Origin of the sequence: Synechococcus sp. KORDI-49 (genome assembly GCF_000737575.1) — a bacterium.
Taxonomy (GTDB): Bacteria; Cyanobacteriota; Cyanobacteriia; order PCC-6307; family Cyanobiaceae; genus Parasynechococcus.
In genome coordinates, this window is sequence record NZ_CP006270.1 from 2,249,783 (window position 1) to 2,271,980 (window position 22,198).

Genomic DNA, 22,198 nt, shown 5'->3' on the forward strand with positions numbered 1-22,198 from the left:
TAAGATCCGCACGAACCGTCGACCGTCATGGCTGATCAGCCTCGGGTCACGATCGTTCTGGGCACCCGCCCGGAGGCGATCAAGCTGGCACCCGTGATCCGCACATTTCAGGCCTGCGAGGCTCTGCGCACCCGGGTGGTGCTCACCGGTCAGCATCGCGAGATGGTGACGCAGGTGATGGATCTGTTCGGTCTCAAGGCAGATCGTGATCTGGATCTGATGGCCCCCCGTCAGACGCTCACCCATGTGACCTGTGCTGCCCTGAACGGCCTGCGGGATGACTTCCAGGCATATCCGCCTCAGCTGGTGCTGGTGCAGGGGGATACAACGACGGCATTCGCTGCCGGACTGGCGGCCTTCTACGAGCAGATCCCCGTCGGTCACGTGGAAGCCGGCCTGCGCACCGACAACCTGCTCGACCCCTTCCCGGAGGAGGCGAACCGTCGACTGATCTCCCAGATCGCCAGCCTCCATTTCGCCCCGACGCCCAAGGCGGAGCTGAATCTGCAGGCCTCGGGTGTCGTGGGGCGCGTCAGTGTCACCGGGAACACGGTCATCGATGCACTGCTGCTGATGGCGGAATCGGCCCCCGATGTCTGTTTCGACGGGCTCGACTGGCAGACCCAGCGCGTGATCCTCGCCACGGTTCATCGACGGGAGAACTGGGGCGATCGCCTCAGGGACATCGCCAGCGGGATGCTTCAGGTGCTTGATCGCCATCCCGATACCGCCCTGCTGCTACCGCTTCATCGCAATCCGACCGTGCGGGAACCACTGCGGGAGATGCTCGGGGATCACCCCCGCGTGGTGCTGACGGAGCCGTTGGATTACGACCGACTGGTGGCGGCCATGAGGGGCTGCACGCTGCTGCTCACTGACTCCGGAGGCCTGCAGGAAGAAGCGCCTGCTCTTGGCAAGCCGGTTCTGGTGCTGCGCCGGACCACGGAACGCCCCGAGGCGGTGGAAGCGGGAACAGCCCGCTTGGTTGGAACCGAGCCCTCCGCCATCCTGGAAGAGGCCTCCCGTCTCCTTGACGATGCCGATGCCTACGGAGCGATGTCGCGGGCGGTCAATCCCTTCGGGGACGGCCAGGCCAGCGTCAGAATCCTGTCTCTCTGCCGCGAGCATCTCGGCGTCTGAGGCGTTCATCAGCGACGACGGTCACTACAGATGGTGGCTTCGCAGGCGCTGGGAGCAGGGGGATGGCCTGCTGCTGTTCATCGGCCTGAATCCCTCGCGGGCAGATGGCCGCCGCGATGACCCCACCCTGCGGCGACTGATCGGTTTCGCCCGGGGGTGGGGCTACCGGGAGCTTCTGGTGCTCAACCTGTTCGCTCGGATCTCTCCATCGCCGGCGGCGCTGCGCCGCGTCCAGGATCCTGTCGGGGCCAGGAATGATGCCGTGCTGGAGCAGTGGTGCTCAGGCTGGACGCAGCGGCCTGAATGGGATCTCTGGTGCGGTTGGGGGGCCGGTGGATGCTGGCGGCACCGGGATCAGGCCGTGCGTTCCCTGTTGCTGCCCTGCATGGCGGAACGGCAGAGATGTCATCCGACGGCGTCGGGCCCGTTGACCATCGCTCTCACCCGGGGCGGTCATCCCCGCCATCCCCTCTATTCACCGTCCCAGGCTGTGCTCAAGCCGTTCGCCTGGGCAGAGGCCCAGATCATCCGTCATCCTGAGACCACCTCCGCGGTCCGACGACCTCGCTGATGCCCCGCAAACCCCGCCGCTACGCCGTGCATCTCCACCTGGTCGGCGGGCAGACCGAACGGGTCCACTTCCCCAAACTCGAGACCTTTCAGGAGTGGTACCAGGGCATCGTGAACGCGAGTGGTCAGGCCGGTTTCGTCAACGTTCCCATCAGTGATCTGGAGGGCGAGTATCTGGTGGTTCGTCCGGAAGCAGTGATCGGCGTCCGTGTTGAACCTCAGTTCTCCTCGGTCGATGACGCCTGAACGGCTTGGCCTGCTCTGGGGAGTGACCGTCTTCGCCGGCGCCGGGGCAAGGCTGCTGGCGGCTGTGTCCAAACTGCCTGGAGTGGTGCTGCTTCTGCTCTCCGGACTGCTGATCGGACGCTCCGGCCTCGGACTGGTGGAGCCGCTGGATCTGGGTTCCGGTCTGGGAACCGTGGTGGGGTTGCTGGTGAGCCTGGTGCTCTTCGATGGTGGACTCAACCTGCGTTTCCCTGGCGAGACGATCAAGACCACGGTGCAGCGGATCGCTGTTCTGCGCCTGCTGATCTCTCTGGGAGCGGGGCTCATGGCAGCTCACTGGCTGGCCGGATTGAACTGGTCAGTGGCTGCCGTGTTCAGTGCCATCGTCCTGGCCACAGGGCCGACGGTGGTGACGCCTCTGGTGCGTCAGATGCGTCTGGCCTCACCGCTCGGGGACATTCTCGAGGCAGAGGGTCTCGTTCTGGAGCCGATCGGAGCGGTGCTGGCGCTGCTGCTGCTTGAGCTGGTGCTGGGGGATCTGCACGGCTGGCGGGAGCTGGTGGTCGGTCTGCTGCTGCGCCTCGGCGGCGGGGTGCTGATCGGTGCCGGTGTCGGCTGGCTGCTCTCGGAGATGCTGCGCCGGCTGAAACCCGATCAGGCGTCCGGTCTGCCGTTGCAGCTCACGCTGGGGATGCTGTTCCTGATGTACGGCGTCAGTGAATGGTTGCTGCCGGAATCCGCTCTGCCGGCCTCCGTCGCTGCCGGCATCGTCGTGGGCCGACGGCCAGCCACGAACACTGCGGATCTGGATGTTCTGATCCAGGAGCTGGCCCAGCTGGCGATCACGATGCTGTTTCCCTTGCTGGCCGCAGACGTCTCCTGGGCGGAGTTGAGTCCTCTCGGCTGGGGCGGCATCAGCTGTGTCCTGGCCCTGATGCTGGTGGTGCGTCCGATCTCCGTGGGGGTGGCCACTGCCGGACTCCCTCTGAACGGTCGTCAGAGATTCTTCCTGGGCTGGCTTGCACCACGGGGCATCGTCACCGCGTCGGTGGCCTCGCTGTTCTCGATCCGCCTGGAACAGGCCGGGATCCTTGGGGCCGGCCGACTTCAGGGCCTTGTGTTCCTGACCATCCTGATGACGGTGGGTCTGCAGGGCTTGACGGCCCAGCCGCTTGCCCGGGCCCTTGGACTGATCGAGCCGGAGCCGGAGCCGGACGAACCCGTGGCCTCAGCTGAGACAGCGTTCAAGTCTGGGCAGGTCCTCGCCGATCCTGGCCAGTAGCGACCAGGTCGTGAGCAGATCAGGCCCCTGCAGGCGACCGAGCAGCGCGGCACGTAGGGATTTCATGATCACGCCCTTCTTCACGCCTGCAGCCTTGGCGGCGTCTGCGAGCAGGATCTGCCCCCGTGCCGGGTCATCCCCGTTCCAGGGGGAGGCGTGCAGAGCGTCCGCCAGGGCCTTGATCGCCGCTGCGGCCCCCTCCACCTCCAGCTGTTTCTCCGCATCAGCCTCCAGGCCAGGGCGTTCAAAGAAGGGGCGGGCCTGATCGACACCGTCCTCGATCAGGGTCAGGGACGGCCCCAGGAGGGTGCAGAGGTCAAGCCCCCAGTCGGCCGATGCGGGCAGCTGCCATCCGCGCTGCTCCCAGAGAGGCCTGAGGCAGCTGAGCAGCAGTTCGCTGCTCAGGCCATGCAGCACCTGGGCATTGAGCCAGTTGAGCTTGTCCCAGTCAAAGCGCGCGCCCGCCTTGTTGACCCGCTCGAAGCTGAACACCTCAGCAGCCTCCGGCAGGGTGAAGCGTTCCTCCATCCCTTCGGGCACGGACCAGCCCAGCAGGGTCATGTAGTTGGCGATCGCTTCAGGGGTGTAGCCCATCGCGCGGAAGTCGTTGATCGATGTCACACCGTCCCGCTTGGACAGTTTCCGGCCCTCCGCGTTGAGGATCAGCGGCGCGTGGGCGAAGGCCGGAACTGCCAGTCCCAGAGCCTGATAGAGCAGCAGCTGTTTGGCGGTGTTGGCGATGTGGTCTTCACCACGGATCACATGGGTGATGGCCATGGCGGCGTCATCGACAACCACGACGAGGTTGTAAAGAGGGTCGCCGATCTGATCCGCAGCAGCTCTGCGGGCGATCACCATGTCGCCGCCGAGGTCGGCTCCGCGCCAGCTCATCGGTCCTCGCACGAGATCCGTCCAGCGGATCTCCGCGGAGTCATCTATGCGAAAGCGGATGACGGCTTCCCGACCCTCAAGCTGGAAGGCCTCTTCCTGTTCCGGCGTGAGGTGCCGGTGACGGTTGTCATACCGAGGCGCTTGGTTGGCGGCCTTCTGGGCTTCCCGCATGGCCTCCAGCTCCTGCTCGCTGGCGTAACAGCGATAGGCGAGCCCCTGCTCGAGCAGGATCCGGATGGCGTCGCGATGCTGCTCCACCCGCTCGCTCTGGATCACGGGTTCCTCGTCCCAGTCGATGCCAAGCCACTGGAGGCCTTCGAGGATGTTCTGGGTGAATTCGGGTTTGGAGCGCTCCTTGTCGGTGTCCTCGATGCGAAGCAGGAAGCTGCCCTTCTGATTTCTGGCGAAAAGCCAGTTGAAAACTGCAGTTCTTGCCGTGCCGATGTGAAGCGTGCCCGTGGGGCTGGGGGCCAGACGAACGCGCACCATGGCGACACAGGATGGTGAGAACGGGACCGACGGGATTCGAACCCGCAACTTCCGCCGTGACAGGGCGGTGCTCTAACCGGTTGAACTACGGTCCCAGATCGGCCTCGGAACCGGAGCTCGCCCGGCGAAACCTGAACTGTGTCGCCTGCGCGACATCAGAAGTATCGACTGTCGGCATGCCCTCCGTCAACACGTTTCAGCACGCGAACGGAGTGTGTCAGCGAAGCCATGTCGACGCCGTTGCAACAGAAAAATCCCGATGGCACGGCCATCGGGATCATGCGTGTGAACGTTGTCGAGCAGACCTCAGGGCCTGAATCCAGCGGGCTCGATGAGGCGCACCTGGTTTCCACGGGCCGTGAATTCCCGACCCTGGTCGCTCTGCACGACCACACGACCACCTGACTTGACGCGGATGACGCGGGCACGGACCCAGCCGAGGGCGGCTGACTCGAGCACCTTCACAACATCACCTGGTTGAAGATCCAACTCCATGCTCAGAACCGGGAAACTGCACTGGGGGTCATCGGACGCGCCGTGGAGGACTCGAACCCCCGACATCAGGTTTTGGAGACCTGCGTTCTACCAACTGAACTAACGGCGCAAGGCGATGAACCCCCTGACCATCATCAATGTGATGGCGACTGGATTGAACGAGGTCGAAACCTCAGCGATCGAAGCGCTGCTTCACGCGGGTGGCCTTGCCCACCCGTTCCCGCAGATAGAAAAGCTTCGCCCTGCGTACTTTACCGCGCCGCTCAACTTTGATCGAGGCCACCTGGGGGCTGTGCAGCATGAAGACCCTTTCCACACCGATGCCCTGGAAGATCCTGCGCACGGTGATCGTTTCATTCATGCCGCCATGGCGCTTGGAGATCACCACCCCTTCGTAGGGCTGCACCCGCTCCTTGTTGCCCTCGCTGATGCGCACGCCCACCCGCACCGTGTCACCCACGTAGATGTCGGGAAGTTCCGCCTTCAGCTGGTCTGCCTCGAAACCGCGGATCAGCTCTTCCGGGCTGAGTCTGCGGGCTGGTGCCGCACTGGCTTCCGCCGGCGCCTCGGTGGTCACCACCTCTTCCGAGGTCTCCGTGCTCTCGTCCGCCACCGTCGTGTCCTTCGGATCGGCTGCCATCCCAGCTCCGCGTTGAATCGCCAAACAATCAGTGTACCTTCCGGCGCCATTGCCCGATCAGCATTCCTGCACCGGTCACCAGCATCCAGAGCAGACCGATGGCGTTGAGGAGGACCACCACCGGCTCCAGCGTCGCCCCGAGCCATTCACCTTCATGCAGAGCCATCAGCCAGTGCACCTGGTCGCGGCTGGCGCCGAACCAGTCCCGGGCCAGTCGATAGCTGACACCGGAGCACACGGTGATCAGCAGGGGCAGCACCACAAGGGGGGCGATGCGCCGATGCAGTTCGCGCACGCGCACAAGCAGGCTCATGACTGTCACCGCTTCAATCGCTGTTGATAGCGTGACGGATATGGAGTTGGGTGATGAACCTGTTCGCCGAATTGCTCAGCACCACGCAGACCTCCCGTGCCACCGCCACCGGTCCACGCATCCAGAAACGCCGGGGTGTGGAGATCAAATCGGCCCGGGAAGTGAAGATCATGCGCCAGGCCAGCAGCATCGTGGCCACCGTGCTCCGCGAAGTGATGGCGATGGTGGAGCCCGGTCAGACCACTGGCGATCTCGACGCCTTCGCCGAACGCCGCATCCGCGAGATGGGAGCCACCCCCAGTTTCAAGGGTTACCACGGGTTCCCCGCAAGCATCTGCGCCAGCATCAACAACGAAGTGGTGCATGGCATCCCCAGCCCCAAGAGGGTGATTCACAAGGGTGATCTGCTGAAGGTCGACACAGGTGCTTATTTCGAGGGTTACCACGGCGACAGCTGCGTCACGATCTGCGTCGGGGAGGCCTCTCCCGAGGCTCAGACCCTCAGTCGCGTCGCGCGGGAGTCTCTGATGGCCGGTCTCGGCCAGATCAAGGCCGGCAACACCCTTCTCGATATCGCAGGTGCCGTCGAAGATCACGTGAGGGCCAACGGTTTCAGCGTGGTGGAGGACTACACCGGCCACGGGGTCGGCAGGAATCTGCATGAAGAGCCTTCGGTGTTCAACTTCCGTACCGATGAACTGCCGAACCTCACCCTGCGGCCTGGCATGACCCTCGCGGTCGAGCCGATCCTCAACGCGGGCAGCAAGGTCTGCCGCACCCTCCGGGACCGCTGGACCGTGGTCACCCGTGACGGGTCGCTGTCCGCCCAGTGGGAGCACACGGTCCTCGTGACCAGTGATGGCTGCGAGATCCTCACGGACCGTGGCGACTGAGCGAACGGCTGTACACCCATCGCCCGAGTTCCGTCAGCGGCATCAGCACATAGGTCAACGGGTTCGGTGTGACGATCACCAGCCGCAGACCGAGACCGACCTGCATCAGCACCTGGCGCACCACGAACTCCGCTGACATCACGCCGATCGGGTTGAGCTCCGATCGGAATGGACCCAGCACCAGCTTGCGGATCACCAGATGCTCCCGCAGGTTCGGGTCGAGGTTGGCGCCGCGCAGGCTCACCAGCTGACCGATCAGGCGCTTGCTCAGCTCATAGGCGGGACTCACCGCCGGCTGGATTTCAGCCTCCGAGGTGTTCACCCACACTTCGCGGCGGTTCCCCCCTGCCGATGCCTTCGCGCAGGCTTCGAACCGCTGCATCAGTCTCCAGGCACTGAGGGCATTGACCTCGATCGCCCGGTTCAAGGTCTCCGGGTCCTGTGCACCCTGCGGATTGACGCCGTGATTGATGACAAGGATGTCCAGTGCAGCCAGGCAGTCATCAAGTGCCTTCTCCTCCCCGCACCGCCACACCACCCACTCGAAGTCAGGAGCGGATGCGGAGGATGAGCGCTCAGGACTGTGGGTGAGGCCGACCACATGGGCCCCACGGGCCTGGAGTTCCAGCCCCAGAGCTTGTCCAAGCCTGCCCCGGGCCCCGGTGATGCCGATGCGGCGTCCGCTCCAGCGCGTCTCGGATCGCAGGGTCTGGGCCATGGCATCAGCTTGGGGCATCCTTGGCTCATCAGTACGCAGATGGCGCCGCGATTGTCTGATGCCGCCCTGCTGGCACTGTTCGCTCCCTACTGCGGAGGCCTCTCCAGGGAACAGGACTTGCAGGAGGCCCTCCAGGTGATGGCGGGTCGCCGTCTGGACGGCCTGCGTCCCGTTCATGGGGGGCGTGGTCATCGCTTCCGGTTGAGCTGGAGCGCCGTGCATGCGCCGCTGGAGATCGCGCACTGTGACCTGGCGTTCCCCGATCAGCCCGACATCACGTACCGCTTCGAGCTGCTCACCCATCAGCTCGTGGACTGGCTGATGGATCGTTCCGATTCCGGGGGGGCAGGCTCGGATCTGCCCGACAGCTTCTGGAGATGGTTGCTGACGGGTGCTGATCCTTCCGCAGCTGACGCCTAGATTCGATACGGAAGGCGGATCGGCATCAGTTCATGGGAACGACTCTGTTGATCGGATCCTGTGAACCCTTCAGCGGCAAATCGGCCCTGGTGTTGGGCATCGCCCAGCAGCTGATTCAATCCGGACTTCCGATCCGTTTTGGCAAGCCCCTGGCCACCAGCCTCGACTGGGACCCCGACAAGGGACCTCTACCTCAGCCCCTGATCGACGATGACGTGCGTTTCGTCGGTGACACCCTGGGGCTGTCCTCCGATCGACTGATCTCCTCGCTCCATCTGCTGTCACCGACGACGGCCACCCTTCGTCTCGGTCAGGGTCAGCTGAACCCTGGTGAAGGATTCGACCAACTGCGTCAACAGGTCGCGAACGATCCAGGCCTGACCCTGCTGGAGTGCGCCGGGTCCCTGCAGGAAGGTCTGCTCTACGGACTGAGCCTGCCGCAGCTGGCCGAGGGTCTCGAAGCCAAGGTGGTGCTGGTGCATCTCTGGCAGGACAGCCGCAGCGTGGAGCCCTTGCTGGCGGCGAAACAGATCCTCGGCGACCGCCTGGTGGGAGTTGTGCTCAACGCCGTCACCCCTGATGAGGTGGAAAGCCTCGAGCGGCAGGTGGTGCCGGCTCTGGCGAATCTCGGCCTGGTGGTGTTTGGAGTCATGCCCCGCTCGCCGCTGCTGCGCAGCGTCACCGTCGGAGAACTGGTGCGACGTCTGGAGGCGCGGGTGATCTGCTGCGCCGATCGTCAGGAGCTGCTGGTGGAGACGCTGAGCATCGGCGCGATGAATGTGAATTCCGCCATGGAGTTCTTCCGGAGGCGCCGCAACATGGCGGTGGTGACCGGGGCTGACCGCACGGATATCCAGCTGGCGGCTCTCGAGGCCTCGACCCAGTGTCTGATTCTCACCGGTGCTGGAGAACCGTTGCCACAGCTGATCAGCCGGGCAGAAGAACTGGATGTTCCGCTGCTGAAGGTTGAGCACGACACGCTGGCGACGGTCGAGGTGATCGAGCAGGCCTTCGGCCATGTGCGGCTGCATGAAGCGGTGAAAGCCACCTATGCCTTCCGGCTCGTCGAGGAGCACTGCCGCCTGGATCGTCTGTTCGCAGCACTGAACCTGCAGGCAGCAACGGTTTGAACGTTGCTAGTTTCCGATGAGGACCGGTGGGTTGTCCTTGGGTCAGTCTTTAGATCTTCCTTCTCTTGATCGGGTGGACACCCTGGCTCAGGAGCTGGCGCTGCTGCAGGACAAGGGAAAGCGCCGCATCGCTGTGCTCGGCAGCCGCCATGTGCCGGTGGTTGCGATCCATTTGATCGAGCTTGTGGCGCGCTCCCTTGTACAGGAGGGGCATTCGCTGATCACGTCCGGCTCGCAGGGGGTCAATGCGGCCGTCATCCGTGGCGTTCTGGAGATCGAACCGTCCCAGCTCACGGTTCTGCTTCCCCAGAGCCTGGATCGTCAGCCGGTCGAAATCCGTGATCTGCTGGATCGGGTGCTGCACTTGATCGAGAAGCCCGAGCAGGATGATCTGCCGTTGCCGATGGCCAGCAGCCTCTGCAATCAGGAGATCATCAACCGCTGCGATCAGCTGATCTGTCTGGCCTTTCACGACAGTGAAACCCTTCTGGCCAGCTGTCGCACCGCCGAGGACATGGGCAAGGTGGTGAGTCTGCTCTATTTCGACTGATCAGTTGCTGATCAGCGCTTTCAGTCCCTCGCTGTAGAGAAGCCCGCTGCAGATGAGTCCGCTGGCCCAGCAGAGTCCACGCAGGGGCGGAACATTGCCGACGTAAGCAGCGATGTAGGCCACCCGAAGCGCTGGGTGGGCGAAGGCGGCAACGATGGCAGCAGCGGGAAGCGCTCCGCTATGGAGGGAGCCGATCAGAGCCAGCAGCGCAGCCGGCGCATGCAGGGTGAACGCTTCAAAGCTGTTCTGATGAGCCCAGCTGGCCCGCTTCCCCCAGTCCGGGAAGCGTTCGAACATGGCGCGGGGAGCCGCCATGTCCTGGATCTCGAAGTCGGCAGCTGAGCGGGCAGCGCCCAGGGGAATCAGGCTGGCCAGCACCGTCCCTCCTGCGAGCACCAGGGACCAGGCGTAGGGCGCGGCATCCGTGGCGGTGAACAACTGCAGCAGCGACATGGAGAGCGGTCCCGTAACAGGAGGGTTTCTAAGCTGAAGAGTCGAGCAAACGCGAGCCATGGCCAGCACCTACTCCTTTGATGTGGTGTCCGATTTCGACCGGCAGGAGCTGGTGAACACCCTTGATCAGGTGCGTCGGGATGTGGGAACCCGCTACGACCTCAAGGATTCCAAGACCGAGATCGACCTCGAGGAGACCGAACTGGTGATCACCACCGCCAGTGATATGACGCTTCAGGCGGTGGAGGACGTGCTTCGCGCCAAGGCGACCAAGCGCAATCTTTCGCTGAAGATCTTCGACTTTCAGGACCCGGAGAGCGTCGGTGGCAACCGGGTCAAGCAGGTGGTGAAGCTTCGCAAGGGACTCAGCCAGGAGATCGCCAAGAAGCTGAGCAAGATCGTGCGCGATGAGCTGAAGAAGGTCACTGTGGCGATTCAGGGGGAAAGCGTTCGCATCACCGGCAAGAGCAAGGACGACCTCCAGGTGGCGATCCAGCTGGTGAAGAGCAAGGAGGATGAACTGGATGTCCCTCTGCAGTTCGAGAACTACCGCTGATCCCGATCACTTCGACGGGGTCTCAACGGCCGGCATCGCACCGCAGTACCGGCCGACGGATGGCATCCAGGCCAGCTCCAGCTCGGTTTCCTCATGCTCATCAAGGCTCCTGCCGATGGCCATGGCGGTTCGACAGGCATCCCTTTGGTTCCCCTGCTGCTCCAGAACTGCAGCCATGGCCATGAAGTCCTGCCACGTGTCCGGGCCCAGCGTTGGCCCTGCTTTGACGGTGGGGATGATCAGAAACGTTCCCACCAAAAGCAGGACGGCTCGCCGTCTTGATCTCAGATTGACTTGTGCCATGCTCCGGCCATGAGGCGGCTCACCTGGAACGAGTTTGATCAGGCTGTGCTCGTTCTGAGCAAGCGTTTTCAGGGACATCCTTTCACTGGTGTGCATGGGATTCCACGGGGTGGACTGTGTCTTGCGGTCGCCCTCAGCCACGCGCTGGAACTCCCGATGCTGTCCACCCCGGATTCGGCATGTCTGGTGGTGGATGAGGTCTATGAAACAGGGAAGACCCTGGCGGCGATGCGGCAGGAGCTGCCCGATGCAGTCTTCGCGGTCTGGGTCAGCAAGCAGCCAACGCAGTGGTGGGAGGCGGTGGAAGTCACGGATCGCGATGACTGGCTGGTGTTCCCTTGGGAGAACGCCGAGCGTGCCGGAGTGGACGAACAGGCCTATCGACGGGCTCGTGGACTGGTGTGATGGCGGCAAAGACCATTTACCTCGCCTCGCCGTATGGGTTCTCCGAACAGTGGAAGAGACTGCTGCTGCCGGAATTCATCCAGGCGCTTGAAGCCCTTGGGCTGGAGGTCTGGGAGCCCTTCTCCCGCAACGGTCAGGTGGATCTGGCGGAACCCGGCTGGGCCTATCGCGTGGCCCAGCGTGATGTTCAGGACGTGCGGGATGCCGATGCGCTGTTCGCCATCGTGAACGGAACGCCTCCCGATGAGGGGGTGATGGTGGAACTGGGCGTCGCAATCGCTCTCGGCAAGCCGATCTTTCTGTTCCGCGACGACTTCCGCCGCTGCACGGACTCCGAGCATTACCCGCTCAATCTGATGCTGTTCGCAGGCCTGCCGGAGCAGGACTGGCAGGCCCATGTTCACGAGAGCCTGGCGTCCATCGGCGATCCCTCCAAAGCCCTTGCACGCTGGGCCCGGAACGACGGATCTCTTTCAACGGCCGCTGTCAGCTGAGACGGAATCCCTGAGGGATCAACGCTGCAAGGCGGCGGCTTCCGACGCCGTCGATGTGGATCTCCGCATCGCTGGGCAGCAGTTCCAGCATCACCTGCCGGCAGGCTCCGCAGGGCATGCGCAGGGCTGCGGTGTCCGCCTGATCATCCGTTTCGTCGCTGGCATCGATGCAGCTCACCGCAAGGGATGTGGGCCGCTTTCCCTGGGCAAGAGCGCTCGTCAGAGCCACCCGTTCGGCGCAGATGCTCAACCCGTAGCTGGCGTTCTCCACGTTGCAGCCATCGACGACGCTGCCGTCAGCACAGAGAACCGCCGCACCCACCCGGAAATTGGAGTAGGGGCAATGGGCCCGCTGTGCTGCAGAGCGGGCGCGGATCAGCAGCTGTTCAGGATCGGTCAAGGCAGCGACCTGATGCTGTTTCATCCAGACGGGTGAAGGGTGTGTGCTGGCCGATCGCCACCAGCGTGGATCTGTTGCGGAGACTGAACCGCAGATCCGACCCGATGCTCAGATCGCCCTCCACGACGGCCTTGGCATCGCGGGGCTGCTGGTTGACGGCGGTGGCGACAGGGCCGATCAGGGCCTGGAATGACCAGCGGTAGCTGACGGTTCCGTCCTCTGCAACGACCCCGTTCGGTGCGAGCAGGTCGTCGGCCAGCACAGAGAGCCTGCTCTCGATGACGTAGCGGGGTGAAACGTGAACAGCTCCCTCCCGATGCACCTCAAAGGTCTGGCCCTGCACCACACGCACCCCTGGGATGGGGCCGGGCGACCATCGGCTCTGGACGGCCTCGATGGTGCAGAGAAGCGGAGGAACCGCAGGAGTCGCCGCCAGAAGCATCGGAAGCGGTCAGGCAACAGCCGCGAAGCTCTCGCGGAATGCATTCAGGGTTGCGTCGATGTCTGCGTCGGAGTGGGCCAGGGATGTGAAGCCCGCTTCAAAGGCGCTGGGTGCCAGATAGACCCCGCGCTCGAGCATGGCGCGATGCAGCTTGCCGAATCGTTCGGAGTCGGTGGCCTTGGCTTCCTCGAAATTGCGGACAGGGCCTTCACAGAGGAAGAAGCCGAACATGGCGCTGACGCTTCCGCCGGTGATCGGCAGCCCGGCCTCGGCGGCGGCGGCTTTGATGCCGTTGATCAGGGTCTCCGTGGTGGCCGCGAGCTTCTCGTAGGTGCCTGGCTGGCGGAGCAGTTCGAGGGTCTTGATGCCCGCGGTCATCGCCAGAGGATTGCCGCTCAGCGTGCCGGCCTGATACATCGGCCCGGCCGGAGCGACCATCGCCATGATGTCGGCCCGGCCTCCGTAGGCACCGACGGGAAGGCCGCCGCCGATCACCTTGCCCATGGTGGTGAGGTCCGGCGTGACGCCGAAGTGGGCCTGCGCTCCTCCATAGCTGATCCGGAAGCCGGTCATGACCTCGTCGAACACCAGCAGGGCGCCGTGCTCCTTGGTGAGCTCCCGCAGCCCCTCCAGGAAGCCGGGCTCCGGCTGGATGAATCCGGCGTTGCCGACGATCGGCTCGAGAATCACCCCGGAGATGGCGTCAGGGTTTTCGGCGAACAGCTGTTTGACCGCCTCCAGATCGTTGTAAGGGGCGGTGAGGGTGTTGGCCGTGGTGCTGCGCGGCACTCCGGGTGAATCGGGCAGTCCGAGGGTCGCCACCCCCGAGCCCGCTTTCACCAGGAACATGTCCGCGTGGCCGTGGTAGCAACCTTCGAACTTGATCACCTTGTCCCGGCCTGTGAAGGCCCGCATCAGGCGGAGCACCGCCATGCAGGCTTCGGTGCCGCTGTTCACGAAGCGGACCATCTCCACGCTGGGGACGGCGTCGATCACCATCTCGGCGAGGGTGTTTTCCAGGGCGCAGGGAGCTCCGAAGCTGGTTCCCTTCTCGATCGCTTCCTGCAGGGCACTGATCACCTCGGGGTGGGCATGCCCGCAGATCGCCGGTCCCCAGCTGCCGATGTAGTCGATGTACTTGTTGCCATCCACGTCCCACGCATAGGGGCCCTTGACGCGATCGAACACGATCGGCTGTCCGCCCACGGACTTGAACGCACGCACCGGCGAGCTGACTCCACCGGGCATCAGGCCCTGGGCTTCGCCGAAGATGGCCTGGGAGCGGCTGGTGTTCAACACGGAAGTTGTCACGGGAACCGACGCCAAGAGGCTGATGCAAACCGTGCAACATCCTGACCCAGGAACGTCCGGATGCGTCTGGAGTGTGTCTCGATCGCGGCCGCGGCACCCCGAAGCTGTTTAGCTTGACCCCAGCGCAGGTTGAGGTGTGCCCCACGACTGGACAGCGCTGGAGAGGGATCTCCGCCGTCATCTGCCGTCGCGAGCCGTGTTGGCGAAGCGTCAGGACCTGCTCAGCTACGACTGTGACGGTTTGACACTTGAACGCCATCGGCCCCCGCTGGCAGTGCTCCCGGAGACCACCGAACAGGTGTCTCACGTGCTGCGGTTGTGCCGGGATCACCAGGTTCCTTTCGTGGCCCGCGGCAGTGGAACCGGTCTTTCAGGAGGCGCTCTGGTCGATCAGCAGGCCCTGCTGGTGGTGACCAGCCGCATGCGCAGGATTCTTGATCTCGATCTGGAGAACCAGCGCATCACCGTTCAACCCGGCGTGATCAACAGCTGGGTGACCCGGGCGGTTGCGGGAGATGGGTTCTACTACGCGCCCGATCCGTCCAGTCAGGTGGTCTGCAGCATCGGTGGCAACGTCGCGGAGAATTCCGGCGGGGTCCACTGCCTGAAGTACGGGGTCACCAGCAACCACGTCCTCTCCCTGGAAGTGGTGCTTCCCGATGGAACGGTGACGCAGCTCGGCAATGGACTGGCGGAATCAGCTGAGCTGGATCTGCGAGGGGCCTTCATCGGCAGCGAGGGCACCCTCGGGATCGCGACGGCGATCACGCTGCGTCTTCTGCGGGCGCCGGAGTGCGTGAATGTTCTCCTGGCGGACTTCGAGACGATGGAGGCTGCCGGCGAGGCGGTGCGGGCCGTCACCGCGGAAGGACTGCTTCCGGCGGGCATGGAGATCATGGACAACGTCACGATCAACGCCGTGGACGATTTCTTCGGCTACGACGAGTACCCCCGCGATGCGGCCGCGGTGCTCCTGATCGAGCTGGATGGCCAGGTGGCGGAAGTGCAGGCCTCAGCGGAGCGGGCTGAGCAGTTGTGTCGTCATGCCGGGGCCCGCGGCCTGCGCCTTGCTCAGGACCCCACGGAGTGCGCGGTGCTCTGGAAAGGGCGCAAGTCGGCCTTCTCCGCCGTGGGAAAGATCACTCCCACCTATTACGTTCAGGATGGTGTTGTTCCCCGCAGCAGCCTGCCGTCCGTGCTGGCCGCCATCGAACGCCTGAGCCAGGATCACGGACTTCCCGTCGCCAATGTCTTTCACGCCGGCGACGGCAACCTTCACCCCCTGATTCTCTACGACGCCGGTGAGCCGGAGGCGGAGTCGCGGGTGAAGCAGCTGGGCGCCGCCATCCTGAAGGAATGTCTGGCAGTGGGTGGCAGCATCAGCGGCGAGCACGGGATCGGGGCGGACAAGCGGTGCTACCTCGACTGGATGTTCGAGCCGGACGATCTCCAGACCATGGCTCTGCTGCGCAGCGCCTTCGATCCGGATGGCCGGGCCAATCCGGGCAAGGTCCTTCCGACTCCGAGGACCTGCGGCGAGTCCGCGAAGCGATCGGTGACGCTTCCCACCGGGGTTGAGGTCTTCTGATTCCCCTGCTGTCCGTTCAGATCAGCAGGTCGTCTTCGTCCTCCTCATCGGCGGGTGGCCAGTCGAGATCGACGGACACGGGGGCATGATCACTGGGCTGCTCGTTGCCCCGCTCCTGTTTGTGGATGACGCAGCAGCGTGCCAGTTCCAGCAGTTCATCACACAGATAGATGTGGTCGATGCGCCAGCCGCGGTCCCGGTCCCAGGCTCCGGTGCGGTAGTCCCACCAGCTCCAGTGGCCGCTGTCGGGTTCGAAGACCCGGAAGACATCCTGCAGCCGGTCACCGAGAGCGGCCTTGAGTGCCTCGCGCTCGGCTGAGCTGGCCATGATCCCCCCCGTCAGTCGGTCGGGGTCATGAATATCGCGGGCCTCCATCGCGATGTTGAAGTCCCCCACCATGCACAGGGGCTCTCCCCGTTCCGCCTGCGCGTCCAGATACCGACGCAGGCAGGCCAGCCAGCTCAGTTTGTAGGGGTATTTCTCCGATTTGAGCCCTGAACCGTTGGGCACATAGAGGTTCAGCACCCGGACACCGTCAAGCCTGGCGCTGATCACCCGCTTCTGTTCGCTCAGGGTTCTGGCGTCGGAATCATCGGGAAGCTCGCCGATGAATCCGCAGCGGACGTCCTCAAGCGCCTCGCGACTCACCATGGCCACACCGTTGTAGGCCTTCTGACCATGGATGCTCACCCGCCACCCCGCCGCTTCAAAGGCCTTGAGGGGAAACTGCGGATCATCCACCTTGGTTTCCTGCAGGCAGAGCAGATCGGGCTGGTTGGTCTCCAGCCAGCTCAGCACCTGGTCAAGCCGGGTGCGCACGGAATTGACATTCCAGGAGGCGATCTGCACGGCGCTGTGGCGTCTGGTCGAGACGCTTAGCATTCAACGATCGTTATCTGCAGGGATGATCCTCCGGTTCACCTCCGTCGCTCTGGTGTTGCTCGCCCAGGTCCCTGCGGTTCAGGCCCAGGTGGAAACCCAGTACCAGAACAGGGAGGAGCGTGAGATCTACGGAAACGGCGCTCAGGGTTCCGAAAGCGGTTCGATCCTCGATGCCACCAACCCCATGGATCTGATCAACCGCATCCGACAGGCAGGTTCTCTCGACGACGCCACACCCCCTGCCGACGCCATCGATGCCGCGCTCAAGGCGCTGGAACTGCAGCCTGTGGAAGAGAAGCAGGTCGCCCAGCCCTGATCCGCAGGGCACTCAATCCCCAGGATGAGGCCAGCGTGTCGATGAGCTCATCGGCGTCACCATCGTTGCCTCGTCTCTCGCGTGCCTTCTCAAGCAGATCACTCACCTCATCCGCCTTCCCCTGTTCCTGGCGCAGCATGGCCAGAGCCAGAAGCGGCCGGGCATCCGTCGGTGACTCCTCAGCCAGCTGTTGATAAAGCCCGGCAGCGGCGTTGACCTGCCCACTCCGGCGCTGCAGGTCCGCGAGGAGCATTCCCATGTCCCCACGTCGCCCTGGCCCAAGGTTCTGGAAGCGTTGTGTGAGCAACTGAAGCGCCTGGGTCGTGCGTCCGTCCTGGATCTCCACGAGAACGCGCAGTTTGAGCACCTCCGGATGATCGGGGTGCAGCCGCAGCAGTTGATCGAGGTCCGTTCGGGCTCCACGGCTGTCGCCGTTCAGCCGACGCAGGTCCGCCATCAGCAGAGCCAGTCCCAGGGATCCCGGTTCCTTCTCCAGGAGTGGGTGCAGCACCTGCTGCGCCTCCTGAAGTCGGCCCAGGGCCAGAAGTCTCTCCAGAAGCTGGCGCTGACCCTCGTCATCGAGTTGCTCATCCCCGAGCTTCTGCATCAGATCGCTGACCTCCCGGTCCACCACCAGACGGCTGCCGCGGGCTGCTGTCTGCGGAGCGAATGATGCGGCCGTGAGCCAGCCCACCAGGCCGGCTCCCAGGAGAGCTCCCGCCAGCAGGATCAGGCGGAGCGGGCGGGGCATCACAGCGCTGTCTGTGAGTGGAAGTCTGAAGAGGATTCAGGGTGCTGGCTACAGTCGGCCTGCGGGTTTTGCCGCCGCCCCAATCAATTTCATGCGCAACCACCCGATTCCCCCGGTCACCGAACCGCTGCAGTACCGGGCGATCGGTTTGGTCCGCGGGACTTACACCCCGAAAGAGCCCGAGCAACTGACGCGAGGAGCCTTGCTCGACAGCAACGGCGTCGAACTGGAGACAGTGGTGCTCGGACGGGTGCTGACCCTGATGCGTCGGCATCTGGCCATGGATCAGTCCCATCTCTGGGTGGTCTACCCACGCTGCAGGGAGAGCGATCAACTGCACCTGCAGATTGCCGGGATCTGGGAGCCCAGCACCCTCGACCCGGATCAGAGTGATGCCGATGACACCCTGCCGGAAGGGGATGACTACTTCTCAATCCGAGGTGAACTGATCTTCACCAAACCCGAAACGGGTGAGCTTGTGGTGAAGGTGCGTCAGCAACCCCGTGCGGATGGAACCCGCCCGCTTCCCTTCAAGCTGCAGATGAAGGGCGAACTCCCCCTGGAGCATCTGCGTCATTTCGTCAGTCTGGACATCCGCCGGCAGGGGCAGGAGCTGCATCTCGAGCGTCATGAGGTGATCGCACCGATGCCCACGCGCGGTGGCAAGACCAAGGGGGGGCGCGGCCAGGGGGGGCGGCGCGGTGCGGCGGCACCCCGGAGCACCCGGGCCCGCGGCTGATGGCGGAGGGCCAGGGATCCACGGGCACCCTCAGGGCCGCCATCGTCGTCGCAGCCATCACGGGGCTCGGTGCCTTCGGCCCGGTGATGGGGATCTCCCCGGCCTGGATTGTCGTGGTGGTCGGAGGCGGTCTGGTGGCTCTCAGTGTCGATGCCGCCAGCTGGCAGGGGATGGGTGGTCATCTGCTTGCTGAAGCGATGCCCGGTGGTGAGGGGCGACTGCGCCGCATCGCCGTTCATGAGGCGGGTCATCTGCTCATCGCCGAAGCGGAGGAGCTTCCGGTACAGCGGGTGATGGTGGGAACCCTGGCGTGTCTGCGCGCGGGGCTGCGCAGCAGTGGAGCCACGGAGTTCACCGTTCCGGAGAGTGTGCGGATGCCGCTGGAGGATCTACGACGCTGGAGCCGTGTCCTTCAGGCCGGCATCGCCGCTGAGACCGTGATCTACGGCTCGGCTCGGGGTGGTGCCGATGACAGGGCCCTGCTGGGCCGCCTCTGGGGGCTCTCGGGGCATGACGTCGCCACGGCGCAGCGGGAGCAGCGTCGCGCCCGCCGCGAAATCGAGCAGCAGCTGCGCCAGGACCGTTCCCAGCTGGAGGATCGCGTCGGAACGCTTCTGGCGGAGGCTCCGAGGCTCGGACGATGAACGGCTCCCCGCCCTTCCATGGTCGTCCTCTTCACATCGACTGTCCGACAGGGGTGGCGGGGGACATGCTGCTGGCGGCCCTGCTCGATCTTGGCGTCCCTGAGGCGGTGATCGAGACGGCTCTGGCGGATCTGGGCCTCGCCGGTCTCTACCAGCTCCGGAGCGAGGAGAGTCGCAGTTCCGGCCTGCGGGGTCTCCGCATCACGGTGAAGGCTCTCGAGCCGGAGCCCCCCCATCGTCAGTGGGCGGACATCCGTCAGCGGATCGAGGCAGCACCGCTGACTCCCGCTCTGCAGCAACGCGTGCTGGCGGTGTTCGAGGCTCTGGCGGAGGCGGAGGCCGCAGTGCATGGCACCAGCCCCGAATCGGTGCACTTCCATGAAGTGGGTGCCATGGATGCGCTGGTGGACGTGGTGGGGGTCTGTGCCGCCATGGAGCATCTGGCGCCCCTGCGTGTCACCTGCACGGCACCTCCTGCAGGACACGGCAGCGTGAGGTCAGCCCATGGGCAGCTGCCTGTTCCTGTGCCGGCGGTGCTGGAGATGGCCCGGCGCCGGCAGATCCCGCTGCGTCATGACGGTGATCTGCCGGCCGGTGAGCTCACCACACCCACCGGTCTGGCCCTGCTGTCGGTGCTGGTGGATCACTTCTCCCCGCCCCAGCGGCTCACACCAGGGGCGATCGGCATCGGTCTCGGCCATCGGGAACTGGATCGTCCCAACCTGCTGCGGCTTATTCAGCTGAAGCCCCAGATCCCTGAGCAGGAGCCTGCATTCTCGGGAACCGATGGCTCTGATCCGGTCCCGCGCTGGCAGCCGCTGGTGGTGCAGGAAGCCTGGATCGATGATGCGACACCGGAGGACCTCGCTCTGCTGCTGGCGGCGCTGCAGCGGGGAGGTGCCGTGGATGCGGCCTCGACGCCGCTTCAGATGAAGAAGGGGCGCCCCGGTCAGTCGGTCACGGCTCTGGTGCTTCCGGATCGGGCTGCCGCCCTGCGTGAGATCTGGTTCGGCAGCAGCCCCACGATCGGTCTGCGGGAACGGGATCAGGGGCGCTGGCTGCTGCCCCGGCGAAACGGCATCCTTCACACGCCCTGGGGCGCGCTCCGGGCCAAGCAGGTCCGACGTCCGGACGGCAGTTGCACGGTCAAGCCGGAGGCAGATGATCTGCAGCGGCTCAGTCAGGACAGCGGACAGACCATCGCCGCCCTGCGGGCCTCCCACGCTGGCTGGGCGTTCAGCAGTGATCAGCCCTGGTCCTGGACATGAGCTGGCTTCGCAAGCCCAGCCTCTGGATCACCCTGGCCAGCCTCGGGTTCATGGCCGTGGCGTTGCATCAGCAGTCCGGCCAGCTGATGGACCAGAGCCTTGATGGCCGGGGTTGGGCCTGGTTGCTGCTCGGGATGGGCCTGACCTGGGCCAGCATCCTGTTCAACGGTCTGGCCTGGTGCGTGCTGGTGGCCTGGCTCGGTCATCCGCCGGATGAAGTCGCTCTGGTTCCGCTGTTCGTCCGCAGCAACCTTCTCAAGTACCTGCCAGGTGGCATCTGGCATCTGCTGGAGCGGGTCCGGGTGCTGCGCGGCTCCATCGGGGCGGGCCCCGCCCTGGCGACGGTGATCCTGGATCCGCTGCTCATCGTGGTGGCGTCGCTGCTGCTTCTGCCTCTCGGGGGCTGGCAGGGAGGTCTGATGCTGCTGGCGCCGCTGCCGGCCCTGCTGATGCTGCCGCGCTGGCGGGAGCCGCTGCTGCAGAGACTGGAACGTCGCAAGGCGGAGCAATTGCAGAGCTCTGCCGGTGGAGACCTTGCCGAGCATGCATCTGGAAGCGGGCGCGGCGACTACCCCTGGGCGCCGCTGGCTGCTCAGCTGGGATTCGTGCTCACCCGGTTCGCCGGTTTTCTCTGCTGCGTTCAGGCATTTCAACTGCAGCAACCCTCCCTGCCTGTCTGGCTTGCGGCCTTCGCTCTGGCCTATGCCGTGGGTCTGGTGGTGCCTGGGGCACCTGGAGGACTTGGTGTGTTCGAAGCCACGCTGCTGCTGCGTCTCGGCAGCACCGTGCCGGAAGCTCCACTCCTGGCCGCCGTGCTCAGTTACCGGGTGATCTCCACCCTGGCGGATGTCGTCGCAGCGCTGTCGGTTGCCGCCGACAGCGCCCTGCTGCGACGGTTGAAGGCCCATCCCTGATCACTGCCATGGATGCCGCGCCTCCGCTGCCGCTCCCCTGTCCGCTGCAGGCCGGCTGGGAGCTGGTGCGGACGATCGAGCTGCCCAGGACCCTCGCTGATGGTCGGCCCCTGGGTGGGGTCTCAGCGGCGGCCTACCAGCGGAAGCAGGATCGCCTCTGGTTGCTCAGCGATGCACCCATGGGGCATCTGGTGCCCTGGGGTGGACTCGCCCAGGTGCTCCGGGGCCAACGGGACCTGCTGCGACCCGGCCGCAGAGTGCTGCTGAAGGGAGGCGATGGCCAGCCTCTGACCGAGGACTTCGATGGAGAGGGGCTGGTGGTTCAGGGCCGTCAGGCCTGGATCGCCAGTGAGGGGCGCCGTTCCTTGGAACGTCCGCCCCGGTTGATCCAAATTGACCTCGGCAGCGGTCGGCTGCGGCAGGAGCTGCCGATGCCCGAGGCCTGGCGGGCCACCACTGGGCAGGGCCTTGGCTCCAACAAAGGCCCGGAATCACTCACGGCCCTCGGCCCCGGGGACCTTCTGCTGGCGGCGGAGGCGCCGTTGCTGCAGCACCAACCCGGAGATGGAATCAGCCTGATGCGCCGCCGTCCCGGTGACGCGATCCGCTCCGCAGGGGCGCTTGATTCGGGTGCCTACGGCCGCCATGACGGACTGACGGAACTGCTCGCCCTGCCACTTCGGCAGCAGCTGCTGGGACTGCGGCGGGGGTTTGAGATGCCGGATCAATGGTCGGCCTGGCTTCAGCTGTTCGCCTTTCCCGATCCGCAGGGTCCTCCATTGCAGCCGATCATCGGCTGGAACCTGCTGGAGGCTGGCCTGCCTCCAGATAACTGGGAAGCCATGGCGGTGGGCCCCACGCTGTCGGATGGACGACAGACGCTGGTGTTGGCCAGTGATGACAACTTCAATCCGCTTCAGTCAAGCTGGATTGCGGTGCTGACTCCCCGCCGCACCGCTGCTTGCACCGATTGAG

Annotated in this window: 30 protein-coding genes and 2 tRNA genes; 18 read left to right on the forward strand and 14 right to left on the reverse strand. The window is 64.8% G+C overall.

The features are described from left to right. Positions 1-27 precede the first annotated feature (27 nt). Genes wecB through KR49_RS11340 form a run of 4 tightly spaced genes read left to right on the forward strand, consistent with a single transcriptional unit; the run spans position 28 to position 3,217 of the window. Entirely contained in the window at positions 28-1,140 is a 1,113-nt protein-coding gene (gene wecB / locus KR49_RS11325; protein WP_043695476.1) for a non-hydrolyzing UDP-N-acetylglucosamine 2-epimerase, read from the forward strand. Further along, the gene (locus KR49_RS11330; protein ID WP_253912759.1) at positions 1,037-1,711 is read left to right on the forward strand and encodes a DUF1643 domain-containing protein; all 675 of its coding nucleotides are present in this window, start codon (positions 1,037-1,039) and stop codon (positions 1,709-1,711) included. The genes wecB and KR49_RS11330 overlap by 104 nt, the downstream gene beginning before the upstream one ends. Then, positions 1,711-1,956, forward strand: a complete 246-nt coding sequence (locus tag KR49_RS11335; protein WP_043695479.1) for a hypothetical protein — start codon at positions 1,711-1,713, stop codon at positions 1,954-1,956. The genes KR49_RS11330 and KR49_RS11335 overlap by 1 nt, the downstream gene beginning before the upstream one ends. After that, positions 1,946-3,217: a sodium:proton antiporter gene (locus KR49_RS11340; RefSeq protein ID WP_043695482.1), complete on the forward strand. Its 1,272-nt coding sequence runs from the start codon at positions 1,946-1,948 to the stop codon at positions 3,215-3,217. The genes KR49_RS11335 and KR49_RS11340 overlap by 11 nt, the downstream gene beginning before the upstream one ends. On the opposite strand, the gene gltX is transcribed toward KR49_RS11340, so the two are convergent. From gltX to KR49_RS11370, 6 genes are all read right to left on the reverse strand, one after another. After that, on the reverse strand, positions 3,164-4,597 hold the full coding sequence (gene gltX, locus KR49_RS11345) for a glutamate--tRNA ligase (protein ID WP_043695485.1): 1,434 nt from the start codon (positions 4,595-4,597) through the stop codon (positions 3,164-3,166). The genes KR49_RS11340 and gltX overlap by 54 nt on opposite strands. Before the next feature lie 21 nt (positions 4,598-4,618). Further along, positions 4,619-4,692, reverse strand: a tRNA-Asp gene (locus KR49_RS11350). A gap of 211 nt (positions 4,693-4,903) precedes the next feature. Further along, positions 4,904-5,092, reverse strand: a complete 189-nt coding sequence (locus KR49_RS11355) for a hyperconserved protein Hcp (RefSeq protein WP_006043540.1) — start codon at positions 5,090-5,092, stop codon at positions 4,904-4,906. A gap of 36 nt (positions 5,093-5,128) precedes the next feature. After that, positions 5,129-5,201 (reverse strand) — tRNA-Trp (locus KR49_RS11360). Positions 5,202-5,264: 63 nt separating this feature from the next. Then, positions 5,265-5,732, reverse strand: a complete 468-nt coding sequence (gene rplS / locus KR49_RS11365) for a 50S ribosomal protein L19 (RefSeq protein WP_043695488.1) — start codon at positions 5,730-5,732, stop codon at positions 5,265-5,267. Between the two features lie 28 nt (positions 5,733-5,760). Beyond that, positions 5,761-6,045 (reverse strand): hypothetical protein, encoded by a 285-nt coding sequence (locus tag KR49_RS11370; RefSeq protein ID WP_043695490.1) that lies wholly within the window; start codon positions 6,043-6,045, stop codon positions 5,761-5,763. 53 nt (positions 6,046-6,098) lie between these two features. Here KR49_RS11370 and map point away from each other — a divergent pair, with 53 nt between their 5' ends. Continuing rightward, complete coding sequence (gene map, locus KR49_RS11375; RefSeq protein ID WP_043695492.1) at positions 6,099-6,938, forward strand: type I methionyl aminopeptidase; 840 nt, start codon at positions 6,099-6,101, stop codon at positions 6,936-6,938. On the opposite strand, the gene KR49_RS11380 is transcribed toward map, so the two are convergent. After that, positions 6,919-7,674, reverse strand: coding sequence for an SDR family oxidoreductase (locus KR49_RS11380; RefSeq protein WP_043695496.1), 756 nt, complete (start codon positions 7,672-7,674; stop codon positions 6,919-6,921). The genes map and KR49_RS11380 overlap by 20 nt on opposite strands. 21 nt (positions 7,675-7,695) lie before the next feature. Between KR49_RS11380 and ebsA the strand changes: the two genes are divergently transcribed. Genes ebsA through KR49_RS11395 form a run of 3 tightly spaced genes read left to right on the forward strand, consistent with a single transcriptional unit; the run spans position 7,696 to position 9,756 of the window. Next, the gene (gene ebsA, locus KR49_RS11385) at positions 7,696-8,076 is read left to right on the forward strand and encodes a type IV pilus biogenesis protein EbsA (RefSeq protein ID WP_043695499.1); all 381 of its coding nucleotides are present in this window, start codon (positions 7,696-7,698) and stop codon (positions 8,074-8,076) included. Positions 8,077-8,108: 32 nt separating this feature from the next. After that, positions 8,109-9,206 carry a phosphotransacetylase family protein gene (locus KR49_RS11390; RefSeq protein WP_043695502.1) on the forward strand — a complete coding sequence of 366 codons (1,098 nt, stop codon included), beginning with the start codon at positions 8,109-8,111 and terminating at the stop codon, positions 9,204-9,206. Between the two features lie 16 nt (positions 9,207-9,222). Beyond that, entirely contained in the window at positions 9,223-9,756 is a 534-nt protein-coding gene (locus KR49_RS11395; RefSeq protein ID WP_043695505.1) for a DNA recombination-mediator protein A, read from the forward strand. On the opposite strand, the gene KR49_RS11400 is transcribed toward KR49_RS11395, so the two are convergent. Continuing rightward, positions 9,757-10,209 (reverse strand): MAPEG family protein, encoded by a 453-nt coding sequence (locus tag KR49_RS11400; protein WP_043695508.1) that lies wholly within the window; start codon positions 10,207-10,209, stop codon positions 9,757-9,759. A 58-nt stretch (positions 10,210-10,267) separates the two neighbouring features. Here KR49_RS11400 and KR49_RS11405 point away from each other — a divergent pair, with 58 nt between their 5' ends. After that, positions 10,268-10,765 (forward strand): YajQ family cyclic di-GMP-binding protein, encoded by a 498-nt coding sequence (locus KR49_RS11405; RefSeq protein ID WP_043695511.1) that lies wholly within the window; start codon positions 10,268-10,270, stop codon positions 10,763-10,765. 6 nt (positions 10,766-10,771) lie between these two features. On the opposite strand, the gene KR49_RS11410 is transcribed toward KR49_RS11405, so the two are convergent. Next, a complete protein-coding gene (locus KR49_RS11410; protein WP_156957188.1) occupies positions 10,772-11,020 on the reverse strand; it encodes a hypothetical protein in 249 nt (82 codons plus the stop codon). A gap of 57 nt (positions 11,021-11,077) precedes the next feature. Here KR49_RS11410 and KR49_RS11415 point away from each other — a divergent pair, with 57 nt between their 5' ends. Both KR49_RS11415 and KR49_RS11420 read left to right on the forward strand, forming a co-directional pair. Beyond that, on the forward strand, positions 11,078-11,473 hold the full coding sequence (locus tag KR49_RS11415; RefSeq protein ID WP_043695516.1) for a phosphoribosyltransferase: 396 nt from the start codon (positions 11,078-11,080) through the stop codon (positions 11,471-11,473). Beyond that, positions 11,473-11,967, forward strand: a complete 495-nt coding sequence (locus KR49_RS11420) for a nucleoside 2-deoxyribosyltransferase (protein WP_043695520.1) — start codon at positions 11,473-11,475, stop codon at positions 11,965-11,967. Before KR49_RS11415 ends, KR49_RS11420 begins: the two co-directional genes overlap by 1 nt. On the opposite strand, the gene KR49_RS11425 is transcribed toward KR49_RS11420, so the two are convergent. Genes KR49_RS11425 through hemL form a run of 3 tightly spaced genes read right to left on the reverse strand, consistent with a single transcriptional unit; the run spans position 11,960 to position 14,120 of the window. Beyond that, positions 11,960-12,367 carry a cytidine deaminase gene (locus KR49_RS11425; protein ID WP_253912760.1) on the reverse strand — a complete coding sequence of 136 codons (408 nt, stop codon included), beginning with the start codon at positions 12,365-12,367 and terminating at the stop codon, positions 11,960-11,962. The genes KR49_RS11420 and KR49_RS11425 overlap by 8 nt on opposite strands. Next, positions 12,354-12,809, reverse strand: coding sequence for a hypothetical protein (locus KR49_RS11430; protein ID WP_043695526.1), 456 nt, complete (start codon positions 12,807-12,809; stop codon positions 12,354-12,356). Before KR49_RS11430 ends, KR49_RS11425 begins: the two co-directional genes overlap by 14 nt. Before the next feature lie 9 nt (positions 12,810-12,818). Beyond that, positions 12,819-14,120: a glutamate-1-semialdehyde 2,1-aminomutase gene (gene hemL / locus KR49_RS11435; protein WP_043695529.1), complete on the reverse strand. Its 1,302-nt coding sequence runs from the start codon at positions 14,118-14,120 to the stop codon at positions 12,819-12,821. 136 nt (positions 14,121-14,256) lie between these two features. Here hemL and KR49_RS11440 point away from each other — a divergent pair, with 136 nt between their 5' ends. After that, positions 14,257-15,708 carry an FAD-linked oxidase C-terminal domain-containing protein gene (locus KR49_RS11440; RefSeq protein WP_043695532.1) on the forward strand — a complete coding sequence of 484 codons (1,452 nt, stop codon included), beginning with the start codon at positions 14,257-14,259 and terminating at the stop codon, positions 15,706-15,708. 16 nt (positions 15,709-15,724) lie between these two features. On the opposite strand, the gene xth is transcribed toward KR49_RS11440, so the two are convergent. Continuing rightward, positions 15,725-16,558, reverse strand: coding sequence for an exodeoxyribonuclease III (gene xth, locus KR49_RS11445; protein WP_173402172.1), 834 nt, complete (start codon positions 16,556-16,558; stop codon positions 15,725-15,727). A gap of 55 nt (positions 16,559-16,613) precedes the next feature. On the opposite strand from xth, the gene KR49_RS11450 reads away from it, so the two are divergent. Continuing rightward, entirely contained in the window at positions 16,614-16,907 is a 294-nt protein-coding gene (locus KR49_RS11450) for a hypothetical protein (RefSeq protein ID WP_043695537.1), read from the forward strand. On the opposite strand, the gene KR49_RS11455 is transcribed toward KR49_RS11450, so the two are convergent. After that, positions 16,855-17,658, reverse strand: a complete 804-nt coding sequence (locus KR49_RS11455; protein ID WP_043695540.1) for a lipopolysaccharide assembly protein LapB — start codon at positions 17,656-17,658, stop codon at positions 16,855-16,857. The genes KR49_RS11450 and KR49_RS11455 overlap by 53 nt on opposite strands. A 91-nt stretch (positions 17,659-17,749) precedes the next feature. On the opposite strand from KR49_RS11455, the gene KR49_RS11460 reads away from it, so the two are divergent. The 5 genes from KR49_RS11460 to KR49_RS11480 are packed head-to-tail and all read left to right on the forward strand — an operon-like array spanning position 17,750 to position 22,197. Next, complete coding sequence (locus KR49_RS11460; RefSeq protein ID WP_043697430.1) at positions 17,750-18,397, forward strand: hypothetical protein; 648 nt, start codon at positions 17,750-17,752, stop codon at positions 18,395-18,397. Continuing rightward, positions 18,397-19,041 (forward strand): hypothetical protein, encoded by a 645-nt coding sequence (locus tag KR49_RS11465; RefSeq protein ID WP_043695544.1) that lies wholly within the window; start codon positions 18,397-18,399, stop codon positions 19,039-19,041. Before KR49_RS11460 ends, KR49_RS11465 begins: the two co-directional genes overlap by 1 nt. Next, the gene (gene larC, locus KR49_RS11470; RefSeq protein ID WP_043695547.1) at positions 19,038-20,309 is read left to right on the forward strand and encodes a nickel pincer cofactor biosynthesis protein LarC; all 1,272 of its coding nucleotides are present in this window, start codon (positions 19,038-19,040) and stop codon (positions 20,307-20,309) included. The genes KR49_RS11465 and larC overlap by 4 nt, the downstream gene beginning before the upstream one ends. Further along, entirely contained in the window at positions 20,306-21,223 is a 918-nt protein-coding gene (locus KR49_RS11475; protein WP_043695550.1) for a lysylphosphatidylglycerol synthase domain-containing protein, read from the forward strand. Before larC ends, KR49_RS11475 begins: the two co-directional genes overlap by 4 nt. An 8-nt stretch (positions 21,224-21,231) precedes the next feature. Next, positions 21,232-22,197, forward strand: coding sequence for an esterase-like activity of phytase family protein (locus tag KR49_RS11480; RefSeq protein WP_043695553.1), 966 nt, complete (start codon positions 21,232-21,234; stop codon positions 22,195-22,197). Position 22,198: the final 1 nt, after the last annotated feature.

Excerpts from the sequence above, each read along its gene's own strand:
- wecB (WP_043695476.1), top strand. The coding sequence starts at position 28 with ATGGCTGATCAGCCTCGGGTCACGATCGTTCTGGGCACCCGCCCGGAG.
- KR49_RS11330 (WP_253912759.1), top strand. The coding sequence starts at position 1,037 with ATGCCGATGCCTACGGAGCGATGTCGCGGGCGGTCAATCCCTTCGGGG.
- KR49_RS11335 (WP_043695479.1), top strand. The coding sequence starts at position 1,711 with ATGCCCCGCAAACCCCGCCGCTACGCCGTGCATCTCCACCTGGTCGGC.
- KR49_RS11340 (WP_043695482.1), top strand. The coding sequence starts at position 1,946 with ATGACGCCTGAACGGCTTGGCCTGCTCTGGGGAGTGACCGTCTTCGCC.
- gltX (WP_043695485.1), bottom strand. The coding sequence starts at position 4,597 with ATGGTGCGCGTTCGTCTGGCCCCCAGCCCCACGGGCACGCTTCACATC.
- KR49_RS11355 (WP_006043540.1), bottom strand. The coding sequence starts at position 5,092 with ATGGAGTTGGATCTTCAACCAGGTGATGTTGTGAAGGTGCTCGAGTCA.
- rplS (WP_043695488.1), bottom strand. The coding sequence starts at position 5,732 with ATGGCAGCCGATCCGAAGGACACGACGGTGGCGGACGAGAGCACGGAG.
- KR49_RS11370 (WP_043695490.1), bottom strand. The coding sequence starts at position 6,045 with ATGAGCCTGCTTGTGCGCGTGCGCGAACTGCATCGGCGCATCGCCCCC.
- map (WP_043695492.1), top strand. The coding sequence starts at position 6,099 with ATGAACCTGTTCGCCGAATTGCTCAGCACCACGCAGACCTCCCGTGCC.
- KR49_RS11380 (WP_043695496.1), bottom strand. The coding sequence starts at position 7,674 with ATGCCCCAAGCTGATGCCATGGCCCAGACCCTGCGATCCGAGACGCGC.
- ebsA (WP_043695499.1), top strand. The coding sequence starts at position 7,696 with ATGGCGCCGCGATTGTCTGATGCCGCCCTGCTGGCACTGTTCGCTCCC.
- KR49_RS11390 (WP_043695502.1), top strand. The coding sequence starts at position 8,109 with ATGGGAACGACTCTGTTGATCGGATCCTGTGAACCCTTCAGCGGCAAA.
- KR49_RS11395 (WP_043695505.1), top strand. The coding sequence starts at position 9,223 with ATGAGGACCGGTGGGTTGTCCTTGGGTCAGTCTTTAGATCTTCCTTCT.
- KR49_RS11400 (WP_043695508.1), bottom strand. The coding sequence starts at position 10,209 with ATGTCGCTGCTGCAGTTGTTCACCGCCACGGATGCCGCGCCCTACGCC.
- KR49_RS11405 (WP_043695511.1), top strand. The coding sequence starts at position 10,268 with ATGGCCAGCACCTACTCCTTTGATGTGGTGTCCGATTTCGACCGGCAG.
- KR49_RS11415 (WP_043695516.1), top strand. The coding sequence starts at position 11,078 with ATGAGGCGGCTCACCTGGAACGAGTTTGATCAGGCTGTGCTCGTTCTG.
- KR49_RS11420 (WP_043695520.1), top strand. The coding sequence starts at position 11,473 with ATGGCGGCAAAGACCATTTACCTCGCCTCGCCGTATGGGTTCTCCGAA.
- KR49_RS11430 (WP_043695526.1), bottom strand. The coding sequence starts at position 12,809 with ATGCTTCTGGCGGCGACTCCTGCGGTTCCTCCGCTTCTCTGCACCATC.
- KR49_RS11450 (WP_043695537.1), top strand. The coding sequence starts at position 16,614 with ATGATCCTCCGGTTCACCTCCGTCGCTCTGGTGTTGCTCGCCCAGGTC.
- KR49_RS11455 (WP_043695540.1), bottom strand. The coding sequence starts at position 17,658 with ATGCCCCGCCCGCTCCGCCTGATCCTGCTGGCGGGAGCTCTCCTGGGA.
- KR49_RS11460 (WP_043697430.1), top strand. The coding sequence starts at position 17,750 with ATGCGCAACCACCCGATTCCCCCGGTCACCGAACCGCTGCAGTACCGG.
- KR49_RS11465 (WP_043695544.1), top strand. The coding sequence starts at position 18,397 with ATGGCGGAGGGCCAGGGATCCACGGGCACCCTCAGGGCCGCCATCGTC.
- larC (WP_043695547.1), top strand. The coding sequence starts at position 19,038 with ATGAACGGCTCCCCGCCCTTCCATGGTCGTCCTCTTCACATCGACTGT.
- KR49_RS11475 (WP_043695550.1), top strand. The coding sequence starts at position 20,306 with ATGAGCTGGCTTCGCAAGCCCAGCCTCTGGATCACCCTGGCCAGCCTC.
- KR49_RS11480 (WP_043695553.1), top strand. The coding sequence starts at position 21,232 with ATGGATGCCGCGCCTCCGCTGCCGCTCCCCTGTCCGCTGCAGGCCGGC.